Source organism: Streptomyces ambofaciens ATCC 23877, from assembly GCF_001267885.1.
Lineage (GTDB): Bacteria > Actinomycetota > Actinomycetes > Streptomycetales > Streptomycetaceae > Streptomyces > Streptomyces ambofaciens.
The window spans coordinates 5,712,892-5,725,556 of the sequence record NZ_CP012382.1 but is presented as its reverse complement, the minus strand read 5'-3'; the positions used below and the strand labels follow the sequence as shown (position 1 = coordinate 5,725,556).

Here is a 12,665-nt window from a genome sequence, read left to right as displayed (position 1 = left end):
TCGTGTCCCCCTGGGTCGATCGTGCCCGTCATGCTACGGTCCCGGGCCGCACGGCGTGAGACCGGCCTACGATGATCCCCGCACCACCGATCAGCCGATCACCCGCGTCCCGCCACCGCCCCGCGCGGACGGAACGCCGTTGTGGGGAGGAACCCTTGACCGAGCGCCTCGTCGACCCCGCCGTCCCGCGCGACCTGCACGCCTTCATCGCCGGACTGCCCAAGGCCGAACTGCACGTCCACCACGTCGGCTCCGCCTCCCCGCGGATCGTCTCCGAACTCGCCGCGCGCCACCCCGACTCGAAGGTCCCCACCGACCCCGAGGCACTGGTCGACTACTTCCAGTTCACGGACTTCGCGCACTTCATCGACGTGTACCTGTCCGTCGTCGACCTGATCCGCACCCCGGAGGACGTGCGGCTGCTGACGTACGAGGTGGCCCGGGACATGGCCCGCCAGCAGGTCCGGTACGCCGAACTGACCATCACCCCGTACTCCTCCACCCGGCGCGGCATCGACGAGGGCGCCTTCATGGACGCCATCGAGGACGCCCGCAAGGCCGCCGAGGCCGAGTTCGGGACCGTGCTGCGCTGGTGCTTCGACATTCCCGGCGAGGCCGGGCTGGAGGCGGCGGAGGAGACGACGCGGCTCGCCACCGACGACCGGGTGCGGCCGGAGGGCCTCGTCTCCTTCGGGCTGGGCGGACCCGAGATCGGCGTCGGACGGCCGCAGTTCAAGCCGTACTTCGACCGGGCGATCGCCGCCGGGCTGCACTCGGTGCCGCACGCCGGCGAGACCACCGGCCCGCAGACGGTGTGGGACGCCCTGACCGAGCTGCGCGCCGAGCGCATCGGGCACGGCACCAGTTCCGCACAGGACCCGAAGCTGCTGGCCCACCTCGCCGAACGGCGCATCCCGCTGGAGGTGTGCCCGACCTCGAACATCGCCACCCGCGCGGTGCGCACCCTGGACGAGCACCCGATCAAGGAGTTCACGCGCGCCGGTGTCCTGGTGACCATCAACTCCGACGACCCGCCGATGTTCGGCACCGACCTCAACAACGAGTACGCGGTCGCCGCACGGCTCCTCGACCTCGACGAGCGGGGCCTCGCCGACCTGGCGAAGAACGCGGTCGAGGCGTCGTTCCTGGACGTGCCGGGCAAGGCGGGGATCAGGGACGAGATCGACACGTACACCGCCGCCTGGCTCGCCTCCTGAGAGGTCTCGCCGTCATGAACCCCCTGCGCGTGACCGCCGTGGCACACCGCGGCGACCCGTACCGGCACCGCGAGAACACGATCGGCTCCCTGCGCTCGGCGCTCGACCGCGGCGCCGACGCCGTCGAGACCGACGTACGCCTCACCCGGGACGGCGTGCCCGTGCTGCTGCACGACGAGACGCTGAAACGGCTGTGGCGGCACGACCGGCCGCTGCGCTCGCTCACCGCCGAGGAGGTACGGGGACTGACGGCGGGCGGGGTGCCGACGCTCGCGGAGGCGCTCGCCGCGACCGGGGGCGCCCGGCTGATGCTCGACCTGCCGGGCGGTCCGGACGAACGGGCGGTGCGCCGCGTCGTGGACGTCGTCCGCGAGTGCGGGGCCGAGGACCGCGTGTACTACACCGCGGGCCCCTCGGCCATGCTCGCCGTGCGCGCCGCCGACCCCACCGCCGAGATCGCCATGACCTGGACGACGGCCGCGCCGCCCCGGCCCGCGCTGCTCGCGGCGGTCCGGCCGCGGTGGCTCAACTACCGCTTCGGCCTGGTGGACCGGGCGCTGGCCGAGCGCGTGCACGGCGACGGCTGCCTGCTGTCCGTGTGGACGCCCGACACCCGGCGCTCCCTGCGCAGGCTGATCGCGCTGAGCGTCGACTCGATCACCACGAACCGCATCGACGTGCTGTGCGCCCTGCGCGACCGCGCCGGTGCCGTCGCCGGTCCGCACCCGTAGGGCGGCCCCACGCCGGCCCCGCGCTCGTCACACGCCCACGATCCCGTTCCACCGCTTCGCGAACTCCGTCCGCTCCGCCGCGGGGATGTCCCGCGCGATGGCGAGGCGCCGGCGCATCGCGTCGTCCGGGAAGATCAGCGGGTCCTCCGCCAGGGCGGCGGTCTCCTCGTCGCCGGAGGAGGCCAGCACGTCCCGTGCGGCCGGGACCGGGCAGACGTAGTTGACCCAGGCGGCCAGTTCGGCGGCGACCTCGGGCCGGTAGTAGTGGTCGATCAGCCGCTCGGCGTTGGCCTTGTGGCCGGCCAGGTTGGGGATCATCAGGGACTCCGCCCACAGCTCCGCGCCCTCCTCCGGGACGACGAACTCGATGTCCGGGTCGTCCGCCTGGAGCTGGATCACGTCGCCGGAGTAGGCCTGGCAGGCCAGCACGTCGCCACCGGAGAGGTCCTTGATGTAGTCGTTGCCGGTGAAGCGCCGGATCTGGCCCCGGGCGACCTGCCGCTCCACCTGGTCGCAGATCCGGTGGAAGTCGTCCGCCGTCCAGTCGGTGACGTCCACGCCGTTGCCCAGCATCAGCAGCGCGAACGCCTCGTCCAGGCCGGAGAGCAGGGTGACCCGGCCCTTGAGGTCGTCGGCCCACAGGTCGGAGACGTGCCGGAGCTCCCGGCCGAGCCTGCGGCGGTTGTAGGCGATGCCGGTGATGCCCGACTGCCACGGCACGGTGAACCTCCGGCCCGGGTCGAAGGCGGGGGAACGCAGCAGCGGGTCGAGGTGCGCGGTGACGTTCGGCTGCCGGGAGCGGTCCATCTCCTGCACCCAGCCGAGCCGGACGAACCGCCCGCACATCCAGTCGCTGATGACGATCAGGTCGCGGTCGGTCGGCTGGTGGTTCATCAGGGACGGGCTGATCTTGCCGAAGAACTCGTCGTTGTCGTTGATCTCCTCGATGTACTCGACGGAGATGCCCGACCGCTTCTCGAACGCCGCCAGGGTGGGCCTCCGGCTCGGACGCTCGTCGTCGGTGTCGATGTAGAGCGGCCAGTTCGCCCAGGTCAGCCGTGGCTCGGTGGCGGACCGGTCGGTCGCGGCGCGGTCGCCCGGGGCGACGTAGGCGGCCGGCACACCGCAGCCGGCCAGCGCGCCGAGGGCCGCGGAGCCGCCCAGGCCGCGCAGCAGGGTCCGGCGGGAGATCGGGGGCGTCTTCGAGAGCAGGGGCATGGCCGCAGGATTCCGTGCCCGCGCCCGCCGGGACAATCGACGCTGCGTCGAGCCCGTACGGCCAGGCCCGACACCCTGTCGACCGGGGGGAGTTCGGGCGCCGCACGCGCCGCGGCCCCGGACGGGGGTTCCCGTCCGGGGCCGCGCGCACAGCGGGTCGCTCAGGCGTCCAGCGACGTCATCACGTGCTTGATCCGCGTGTAGTCGTCGAAGCCGTACGACGACAGGTCCTTGCCGTAGCCGGACTTCTTGAAGCCGCCGTGCGGCATCTCGGCGACCAGCGGGATGTGGGTGTTGATCCACACGCAGCCGAAGTCCAGCTTCTTGGACATCCGCATGGCGCGGCCGTGGTCCTTGGTCCACACCGAGGAGGCCAGCGCGTACTCCACGCCGTTGGCCCACTCCACCGCCTGGTCCTCGTCCCGGAAGGCCTGGACGGTGATGACCGGGCCGAAGACCTCGTTCTGGACGATCTCGTCGTCCTGCTTGAGGCCCGAGACGACGGTCGGCGCGTAGAAGTAGCCCTTGTCGCCGACCCGGTGGCCGCCCGCCTCGACCTTGGCGTGCGCGGGGAGGCGCTCGACGAACCCGGAGACCTGCTTGAGCTGGTTGGGGTTGTTGAGCGGGCCGTACAGCACGTCCTCGTCGTCCGGCTGACCGGTCTTGGTCTCGGCCGCCGCCTTGGCGAGGGCGCTCACGAACTCGTCGTGGATCGCCTCGTGGACCAGCACGCGGGTGGCCGCGGTGCAGTCCTGCCCGGCGTTGAAGAAGCCCGCCGTGGAGATGTCCTCGACGGCCTTGGGGATGTCGGTGTCCTCGAAGACCACGACCGGGGCCTTGCCGCCCAGCTCCAGGTGGACCCGCTTGAGGTCCTTGGAGGCGGACTCGGCGACGGACATGCCGGCCCGCACGGAGCCGGTGATGGAGGCCATCGCCGGGGTCTCGTGCTCGACCATCAGGCGGCCGGTGTCGCGGTCGCCGCAGACGACGTTGAAGACGCCCTTGGGCACGATCGAGCCGATGATGTCGGCCATCAGCGCCGTGGAGGCGGGGGTCGTGTCCGAGGGCTTCAGGACGACCGTGTTGCCCGCGGCGAGCGCCGGGGCGAACTTCCACACGGCCATCATCATCGGGTAGTTCCACGGCGCGACCTGCGCGCAGACGCCGATCGGCTCGCGGCGGACCATGGAGGTCAGGCCCTCCATGTACTCACCGGCCGAGCGCCCCTCCAGCATCCGCGCCGCACCCGCGAAGAAGCGGATCTGGTCGACCATCGGCGGGATCTCCTCGGAGCGGGTCAGCCCGATGGGCTTGCCCGTGTTCTCCACCTCGGCCGCGATCAGCTCCTCGGCGCGGTCCTCGAACGCGTCGGCGATCTTCAGCAGGGCCTTCTGCCGCTCGGCCGGGGTCGTGTCGCGCCAGGCCGGGAAGGCGGCCGCGGCGGCGGCCATGGCGGCGTCCACGTCCGCCTGGCCGGACAGGGGGGCGGTCGCGTAGGCCTCGCCCGTGGCGGGGTTGACCACTTCCGTGGTCCGTCCGTCGGCGGCGTCCCGGAACTCACCGTCGATGTAATTGCGCAGACGACGCAGCTCGGTGCTCACTGCCGGCCCTCCAAGGTTGGGTGTCCAATCACTGAGACACCCACCCTAATCCGTATACCGACGTTTTCAACACCCCCGATCGCCTCCTGGTTGCGAAATCCGTAGACTGAAGCCACCTGGACAACGAATTTCATCGATCCCGCCTTGCGAAACGGTCGATACGTCGTGCACAGTGAACCCGTGGCCAGTCGAAGCGCAGACCAGAGGGACTCCCGCGAGTCCAGGAACGGCGGTCCCCAGTTGGACGCCGTCTCCCTCGCCATCATCGAGCAGCTCCAGGAGGACGGCCGCCGGCCGTACGCCGCCATCGGCAAGGCCGTGGGCCTCTCCGAGGCGGCCGTGCGCCAGCGCGTCCAGAAGCTGCTCGACCAGGGCGTGATGCAGATCGTCGCCGTGACGGACCCGCTCACCGTGGGCTTCCGTCGCCAGGCGATGGTCGGCGTGAACGTCGAGGGCGACGTGGAGTCCGTGGCCGACGCGCTGGCGGCCATGTCCGAGTGCGAGTACGTGGTGATGACCGCGGGCTCCTTCGACCTCATGGTGGAGGTCGTCTGCGAGGACGACGACCATCTCCTGGAGGTCATCAACCGACGCATACGGGCCGTGCCCGGCGTGCGCTCCACCGAGAGCTTCGTCTACCTCAAGCTCAAGAAGCAGACCTATATGTGGGGAACCCGATAATCGTGAGCACCGACAAGGACCTCAGCAGGACCGCCTACGACCACCTGTGGATGCACTTCACCCGCATGTCGTCGTACGAGAACGCCCCCGTCCCCACCATCGTCCGCGGTGAGGGCACCCACATCTACGACGACAAGGGCAAGCGCTACCTGGACGGTCTCGCGGGCCTGTTCGTGGTCCAGGCCGGACACGGCCGCACGGAGCTGGCGGAGACCGCCTCCAAGCAGGCGCAGGAGCTCGCCTTCTTCCCGGTGTGGTCCTACGCCCACCCGAAGGCCGTCGAGCTGGCCGAGCGCCTGGCGAACGAGGCCCCCGGCGACCTCAACAAGGTCTTCTTCACCACCGGCGGCGGTGAGGCGGTCGAGACCGCCTGGAAGCTCGCCAAGCAGTACTTCAAGCTGACCGGCAAGCCGACCAAGTACAAGGTCATCTCCCGCGCGGTCGCCTACCACGGCACCCCGCAGGGCGCCCTGTCCATCACCGGCCTGCCGGCCCTCAAGGCCCCCTTCGAGCCGCTCGTCCCGGGCGCGCACAAGGTGCCGAACACCAACATCTACCGCGCCCCGCTCTTCGGCGACGACCCCGAGGCCTTCGGCCGCTGGGCCGCCGACCAGATCGAGCAGCAGATCCTCTTCGAGGGCCCGGAGACGGTCGCGGCCGTCTTCCTGGAGCCCGTGCAGAACGCGGGCGGCTGCTTCCCGCCCCCGCCCGGCTACTTCCAGCGGGTGCGCGAGATCTGCGACCAGTACGACGTGCTGCTCGTCTCGGACGAGGTCATCTGCGCCTTCGGCCGCCTGGGCACGACCTTCGCCTGCGACAAGTTCGGCTACGTGCCGGACATGATCACCTGCGCCAAGGGCATGACCTCGGGCTACTCCCCGATCGGCGCCTGCATCATCTCCGACCGCCTGGCCGAGCCGTTCTACAAGGGCGACAACACCTTCCTGCACGGCTACACCTTCGGCGGCCACCCGGTCTCCGCCGCGGTCGGCATCGCCAACCTCGACCTGTTCGAGCGCGAGGGCCTCAACCAGCACGTGCTGGACAACGAGGGCAACTTCCGCGCGACCCTGGAGAAGCTCCTCGACCTGCCGATCGTCGGCGACGTCCGCGGCAACGGCTTCTTCTACGGCATCGAGCTGGTCAAGGACAAGGCCACCAAGGAGTCGTTCAACGACGAGGAGACCGAGCGGATCCTGTACGGCTTCCTGTCGAAGGCGCTCTTCGACAACGGCCTGTACTGCCGTGCCGACGACCGTGGCGACCCGGTCATCCAGCTCGCCCCGCCGCTCATCTCCGACCAGGGGACCTTCGACGAGATCGAGCAGATCCTGCGCGCCACGCTGACGGAGGCGTGGACGAAGCTCTGAGCCTCCCCTTGGACGATGATCCTCTCGGATGATCGTTCCCGGCCCCGGGCCGCCCGTTCGAGTGAGAAACGGCGGCCCGGGGCCGCGTGCTGTCCGGCCTCCTCCCGCCGACTGCCTACGGTGCCCAGTGACCGATCGGCCCCGCCCCTCGCGTCCCCCGGACGGGGGACACGACCGGGGAAAACGGATCAGAACCGAGGTGTACGCCCATGGAGGCCCCGCCGGACAACGACGTGCTCTGGGCCCGCGCCCTGCACTTCCAGCACCACGACGGCTCCCCCGCGCTTCAAGGCGTGTCGCTCGGCGTCCGCGAGGGCGAGATCCTCGCCGTGAGCGGCCCGCGCGGCAGCGGCAAGACCACGCTGCTGCGGTGTCTGTCCGGACTGGTCCGGCCGCAGGACGGCGAGGTGTGGTTCAACAGCGTGCCGGTGCACACCATGGGCCCGCTGCGACGCGAGCGACTGCGCCGCGACCGCTTCGGCTGGATCGACCCCGCCCCCGCCCTCGTCCCGGAGCTCAACGTCTGGGAGAACACCGCCCTGCCCCTCATGCTGCGCGGCACCGGGCGGCGCCGGGCCAGGACCGCCGCCCTGGAGTGGCTGGAGCGCCTCGACGTCGGCGCCAAGGCCCGTCGGCGCCCGCACGAGCTCCAGCAGGCCGAACGGCAGCGCGTCTGCATCGCCCGCGCGCTCGCCGTCGCCCCCGCGGTCCTCTTCGCCGACGAGCCGACGGCCCCCCTGCACCGGGCCGACCGCGCCCACGTCCTGCGCACGCTCACCACCGCGGCCCGCTCGCACGGCATCACCGTCGTCCTCGCCACGCACGACGCGCAGACCGCCGCCCTGGCGGACCGCACGGTGGCGCTGCTGGACGGACGGCGGGTGCGCACCGTGCACCTGCCGCCGGTCGCCGAGACCACGGGAGCCACGGAAGCCGCCGGGACCGCCGGGTCCTCCGGAACGGAAGGCCGGGCGGCGTGCTCGCTCTCCGTCTGACCCGCGCCGCCCACCTCGCCGTCCACCTGCGCCGCCTGCTGGTCACGGTGGCCTCGGCGGGCACGGGCTTCCTGCTGCTGTGCGCCCTCGGCCACGCACTGACCCACCCGGGCACCCCGGGCGCCTCCGCCCTCCGCCTGGCCTGGTGCACGGCGCCGCTGGCCGCCACGGCGTACCTCGCCGCCGCCGTCGCCCGCACCGATCCCGGCACCAGGCCCCGCCCCGGGCTGTCGGCGATCGGCCTGGGCCCCGGCCGGCTGATGGCCGTCTCGGCGACGACCACGGCCCTGTCCACCGGGCTCGGCTCGGTCGCGGCCCTGCTCTGCTTCCTCCAGCTGCGCGGCGACCTGACGGGCACCTCCATCGGCGGTGACGTCTCCGACGCCCTGGCCGTCGGTCAGGCCCTCCCCGTCCCGGCCGCCCTGACGCTGCTGGCCCTGGCCCCGGCCACGGCGTCGGCCGCCGTCGCGATGACGCTGCGCCCGCGCGAACGCCGCCCGGCCGCGCCCTCCGGCTCCCGGCGCTACGGCCGCTTCGGCGCCTACGGCTGGGGCGCGGCCCGCGAGACCTTCGGCACCTACGGCCGCTTCGGCGCCCGCTGGGCGCCGGCGACGGCAGCCGCGGGAGGCGGCGCGACCGCCCCGGCGCAGCCCGCGACCGGGCACGACACCGGGGTGGCGCTGCTGGACGCCGGCGGCCCCCCTCCCGGCGGCGGCACCCCGCAGGCGCCGGTCGGCGGCGCCCGCCCCCCGGACGCGGCGGAGGACCACCTCACGGCCGCGGCGGGCGGTCCGCAGCCGGCACCGGACGCCCGGCCCGCGCCCCGCCCCCAGAGCACCACCGCCCTCCCCTGGGGCATCGCGGTGCTCACCGCGGGCCTCGCGGTGGAGACCTACGTCGGCAACACGACCGCGCCCACGGCGGACACCACCCCTTCCGCCGGCGTCCTCCTCGGCTGGGTCCTCACCGCCCTGGGCCTCGCCCTGGCCGGTCCCGGACTCACCCACCTGTGCGGCCGGCTGCTCCAGGCGGTCCGCCCCGGCGCCCTGCGCCTCCTGGCCGGCCGGGTCCTCATGGAGGAGGCGCACCGCATCGGGCGCCCGCTCGGCGTCGTCTGCGCGGTGGCCTCCGCGGGCTGGGCGGCGGCCACCCTGTACGAGGCGGACGGACCGGACTTCGGTCCCCTGAGCACCCTCGGCGCGCTGCTCGTGGCCGGCTGCACGGTGGCCACCCTGCTCACCGCGGCCGTCGAGGCCAAACACGCCCGCGCCGACACCACGGACGCCCTGCTGCGGCTGGGCGCGCCCCCGGCGACCCTGCGCGCGGCGGCCGCCGTACGGGCCGGCGCCCTGCTCGCCCTGTTCGGTCCGCTGACCCTGATCGTCGCGCGGTTGGCGTCGCTGCCCCTGACGCGCTGACACCCTGGAAAACTTCTCGAAGAAAATCGCGAATCCGCGATGAGTTCCGGGCGCCTCTCGCGTCTAACCCTTCGAACAGCACGACGACAGCAGGACACCGACGGGAGAGGCCCCATGTACCAGCAGATGATCTTCGTGAACCTGGCCACCAACGACCTCGACGCCTCGAAGAAGTTCTTCACCGGGCTCGGTTACGAGATCAACGCCCAGTTCAGCGACGACACCACCGCTTCCATCCCGCTCAGCGAGACCATCGTGGTGATGGTGCACACCCCGGAGAAGTACCGCCAGTTCACGAAGAAGGACATCGTGGACTCGTCGAAGAGCAGCGAGGTGCTGCTCGCGCTGAGCGCCGAGAGCCGCGAGAAGGTCGACGAGCTGGTGGAGAAGGCGGTCGCGGCCGGCGGCTCGGTCTCCGGCGAGACCCAGGACCACGGGTTCATGTACGGCCGTGCCTTCGACGACATCGACGGCCACACCTTCGAGGTCGTCTGGATGGACCCGGCGGCGGTCGAGGGCTGAGCGGACCGCACGCCTAGCATGGGCGGGTGGATCCGACGACACCCGCCCAGCCCCAGTCCCACCACGCCTCGCACGACCGGGAGATCGAGAGCCTCGCCGAGTTCGACAGGGTCGTCTCGGCGCACGGCACCCTCGCCCACTACCGCGTCCAGGCCGTCGACCTGACGGCCCGTACGGACGCCCTGATGTCCGCGGACCCCACGGGCGCCGTCTTCCTCGGCTGCCCGATGGACCCCGGGGCCGCCGCCCGGGTGCGCGCGGCAGGCGCCCTGGTCTTCCCGCCCATACCGGGTCTGCCGTTCGACCCGTACCGAGCGCGCGTCTACTCCCCCGAGGAGCTGTACGCCCGGCTCGACGAGGGGTACGCGGCGACACCGGACGCCCTCGCCTACGACTGGTTCCAGCAGACCAAGTCCGACGGCGACGTCTTCGCCTCCATGCTGCGCGCGATCCACGACGACGCCGTCTCCGACGCGGTCGACGAACTCCTCGTGGGCGCCCGGGTGGTGGGCGTCATGGGCGGCCACGCCATGGCGCGCGGCACCAAGTCGTACGCGGGCGCCGCGCGCCTGGGCCGGGAGCTGACCCGCGCCGGGTTCACCGTGGCCACCGGCGGCGGCCCCGGCGCGATGGAGGCGGCCAACCTCGGTGCCTACGCGGCCCCGTTCGACAACGGGATGCTGGACGACGCCCTGCTGCTCCTCTCCAAGGTCGCCTCGTTCACGCCGTCGGTCACCGACTGGGCGCGCTCCGCCTTCGAGGTCCGCGGACGCTGGCCCGGCGGCGGCGTCTCGGTCTCCATCCCGACCTGGTTCTACGGCCACGAGCCGCCCAACGCCTTCGGCGCCCACATCGCCAAGTACTTCGCCAACGCCACCCGCGAGGACGGCCTGCTGGCCCGCTCGAACGCCGGTGTGGTCTTCCTGCCGGGCGCCGCGGGGACCGTGCAGGAGGTCTTCGACAACGCCACACCGAACTACTACGAGTCACGGGGCGAGCCCACGCCCATGGTGCTCGTGGACCGGGCGCACTGGACGGAGCGGCTGCCGGCGTGGCCCCTGCTCACGTCCCTCGCCTCGGGGCGGACCATGGAGTCCCGGATCGCGCTGGTCGACCGGATCGAGGAAGCTCCGGAGGCGCTGAAACGTCTGGGCGGTTAATAAGACGGTAAAGCCAAGTCCCTTGACGGGCATATGCGTTGACACTGCTTATGCCCCGCTTATAGACCTGTGAGGCTCGTGGGTGTGCTGATGCCGCGACAACGGTGTCGGCACCCTCTCCACCCCCCGCATCCGCGCTCCCGTAAAGGACCAACGTGGCAGTCCTGTCCATAATCAGCCGTACGGCATCACGCCGTAGCGTCCGCGCCCTCGGTGTCGCCTCCGCCTCGGTGGCCCTGGCGGTCGGCGCCGCCGGCAACGCCCTGGCCTGCGACATCAGCGAGTTCTCCGCCGCCGCCAAGTGCGAGGGCGGCAAGGGCGTCATCACCGTCACCGACGTGGACCCCGCCGGGATCCCCGCCACCGTCACCGTCCACCTGCAGAACAACGGCGCCGACATCGAGAAGGTCGGCGAGCAGGTGGTCAAGGGCTCCCGCGAGGGCACCACCATCACCTTCGCCGCGGACTGGAAGCCGAACGCCGAGTACCGCATCCACGTCAAGGCCGACAAGTACGTCGACGAGGACATCAAGCCGAACCTCGTGACGCCGTCGACCCCGTGCACGACGGAGGGGACGCCGACCCCGACCCCCTCGGAGAGCTCCTCCACCCCGGCCGAGGAGACGCAGACGCCCACCCCGGCACCCTCCACCTCGGCCCCGGCACCGGCGGAGAGCGAGAGCACCGCTCCGGCCGCCGTGCCGAGCAACGCGCCGTCCCCGGCCGCGGGTGACTCCAACCTCGCCGAGACCGGCGCCAACTCCAACACCGGCATGATCGCCGGCATCGCGGCGGCCCTGGTCGCGATCGGCGGCGGCGCGGTCTTCTTCGGCCTGCGCCGTCGCGGGGCGAACGGCGACCGCTGACGCCGTACGCCCTTCGCGGCACTGGTGGCCCGTCCCCCGTCCGGGGGCGGGCCACCGTCGCGTCACGCCGGCTCAGCCGAACGTCGCCCTGTCCAGCCAGAGTTCCAGCAGGCCGCGGTCGCCGAGCACCTGGAGCCCGGGGGCGTCCGGCGGCAGCCTGCGGTAGAAGGCGAGCAGTACGTCCGTCAGCGGGCCGCGCAGCGCCACGGTCGCCTTCTCGTGCCCCCGGCGCCAGGTGATCCCGTCCTCGGGAAGTTCGATGAGCCATGCGGCATCGAGGTCGGCCGCGGTGTCGGTGGCGTGCAGGTGGATGCTCCGGCCCGGGGCCCGCAGCTCCTTCGCAGGCCCCTCCGGGAGGACCCGCTGCACGAACCGCACGATCTCCAGCCACTCGTCGATCGCGTCGGCCGCCACGTCGGCCGCGACCGCTCGGAACGGCCGCCCCGCGGCGAGGGCGGCGTCCGCCCCGTGGACGACGAGTTCGTGGGTCATGCGGCGCGCCCAGAACCCCGCGGTGTGGTCCCCGAACCACGACCACGCCCGCCCTTGCGGCCCCGCCTCACGCAGCGCGTGCACCACCATCGTGCCGGACTCGGCCAGCCACGCGTCCAGGGCGGCGGCGTCCCCGCGCCGCGCGGGCCCCGCGGACCCTGCCGCCCGGTCGAGCGGGACGTCCTCCTCGGCGCGGGTGCGGACGATCAGCTCCACCCAGCACAGGGCGCGGCCGACGTGCCGCACCAGGTCCTCCAGGGACCAGTCCGGGCAGGTCGGCACGGTGGCCGAGAGGTCGGCGCCGGACGAGACGACGGCCCGCAACTGCCCTACCCCAGCGGCGATCTCATCGCAGTAGCGGTCGTGCGCGAGGAGTGTCATGCCCGGCACCCTA

Annotated in this window: 12 protein-coding genes; 9 read left to right on the top strand and 3 right to left on the bottom strand. The window is 72.3% G+C overall.

Annotated elements, in window-relative coordinates:
- Positions 1-155: 155 nt before the first annotated feature.
- Together SAM23877_RS25605 and SAM23877_RS25600 are read left to right on the top strand one after the other, a co-directional pair.
- Positions 156-1,217: an adenosine deaminase gene (locus SAM23877_RS25605; protein ID WP_053137807.1), complete on the top strand. Its 1,062-nt coding sequence runs from the start codon at positions 156-158 to the stop codon at positions 1,215-1,217.
- A 14-nt stretch (positions 1,218-1,231) separates the two neighbouring features.
- The gene (locus tag SAM23877_RS25600) at positions 1,232-1,948 is read left to right on the top strand and encodes a glycerophosphodiester phosphodiesterase (RefSeq protein WP_053137804.1); all 717 of its coding nucleotides are present in this window, start codon (positions 1,232-1,234) and stop codon (positions 1,946-1,948) included.
- Between the two features lie 27 nt (positions 1,949-1,975).
- Here SAM23877_RS25600 and SAM23877_RS25595 read toward each other — a convergent pair whose 3' ends face one another.
- Positions 1,976-3,166, bottom strand: coding sequence for an extracellular solute-binding protein (locus SAM23877_RS25595; protein ID WP_053137801.1), 1,191 nt, complete (start codon positions 3,164-3,166; stop codon positions 1,976-1,978).
- Between the two features lie 161 nt (positions 3,167-3,327).
- Positions 3,328-4,767, bottom strand: coding sequence for a gamma-aminobutyraldehyde dehydrogenase (locus SAM23877_RS25590; RefSeq protein WP_053137796.1), 1,440 nt, complete (start codon positions 4,765-4,767; stop codon positions 3,328-3,330).
- Positions 4,768-4,932: 165 nt separating this feature from the next.
- On the opposite strand from SAM23877_RS25590, the gene SAM23877_RS25585 reads away from it, so the two are divergent.
- From SAM23877_RS25585 to SAM23877_RS25555, 7 genes are all read left to right on the top strand, one after another.
- On the top strand, positions 4,933-5,448 hold the full coding sequence (locus SAM23877_RS25585) for an Lrp/AsnC family transcriptional regulator (RefSeq protein WP_053137793.1): 516 nt from the start codon (positions 4,933-4,935) through the stop codon (positions 5,446-5,448).
- A gap of 2 nt (positions 5,449-5,450) precedes the next feature.
- Positions 5,451-6,818 carry an aspartate aminotransferase family protein gene (locus tag SAM23877_RS25580; RefSeq protein WP_053137790.1) on the top strand — a complete coding sequence of 456 codons (1,368 nt, stop codon included), beginning with the start codon at positions 5,451-5,453 and terminating at the stop codon, positions 6,816-6,818.
- 209 nt (positions 6,819-7,027) lie between these two features.
- Positions 7,028-7,813: an ABC transporter ATP-binding protein gene (locus tag SAM23877_RS25575; protein WP_053137788.1), complete on the top strand. Its 786-nt coding sequence runs from the start codon at positions 7,028-7,030 to the stop codon at positions 7,811-7,813.
- On the top strand, positions 7,795-9,231 hold the full coding sequence (locus tag SAM23877_RS25570) for a hypothetical protein (protein ID WP_053137785.1): 1,437 nt from the start codon (positions 7,795-7,797) through the stop codon (positions 9,229-9,231). Before SAM23877_RS25575 ends, SAM23877_RS25570 begins: the two co-directional genes overlap by 19 nt.
- 114 nt (positions 9,232-9,345) lie before the next feature.
- Complete coding sequence (locus SAM23877_RS25565) at positions 9,346-9,753, top strand: VOC family protein (protein WP_053137782.1); 408 nt, start codon at positions 9,346-9,348, stop codon at positions 9,751-9,753.
- Positions 9,754-9,779: 26 nt separating this feature from the next.
- Entirely contained in the window at positions 9,780-10,913 is a 1,134-nt protein-coding gene (locus tag SAM23877_RS25560) for an LOG family protein (RefSeq protein ID WP_053137779.1), read from the top strand.
- Between the two features lie 155 nt (positions 10,914-11,068).
- On the top strand, positions 11,069-11,779 hold the full coding sequence (locus SAM23877_RS25555; protein WP_053137776.1) for an LAETG motif-containing sortase-dependent surface protein: 711 nt from the start codon (positions 11,069-11,071) through the stop codon (positions 11,777-11,779).
- A 72-nt stretch (positions 11,780-11,851) separates the two neighbouring features.
- Here the strand turns inward: SAM23877_RS25555 and SAM23877_RS25550 are convergent, their stop codons facing one another.
- Complete coding sequence (locus SAM23877_RS25550; protein ID WP_053137773.1) at positions 11,852-12,652, bottom strand: maleylpyruvate isomerase N-terminal domain-containing protein; 801 nt, start codon at positions 12,650-12,652, stop codon at positions 11,852-11,854.
- Positions 12,653-12,665: the final 13 nt, after the last annotated feature.

Excerpts from the sequence above, each read along its gene's own strand:
- SAM23877_RS25595 (WP_053137801.1), bottom strand. The coding sequence starts at position 3,166 with ATGCCCCTGCTCTCGAAGACGCCCCCGATCTCCCGCCGGACCCTGCTG.
- SAM23877_RS25600 (WP_053137804.1), top strand. The coding sequence starts at position 1,232 with ATGAACCCCCTGCGCGTGACCGCCGTGGCACACCGCGGCGACCCGTAC.
- SAM23877_RS25550 (WP_053137773.1), bottom strand. The coding sequence starts at position 12,652 with ATGACACTCCTCGCGCACGACCGCTACTGCGATGAGATCGCCGCTGGG.
- SAM23877_RS25575 (WP_053137788.1), top strand. The coding sequence starts at position 7,028 with ATGGAGGCCCCGCCGGACAACGACGTGCTCTGGGCCCGCGCCCTGCAC.
- SAM23877_RS25565 (WP_053137782.1), top strand. The coding sequence starts at position 9,346 with ATGTACCAGCAGATGATCTTCGTGAACCTGGCCACCAACGACCTCGAC.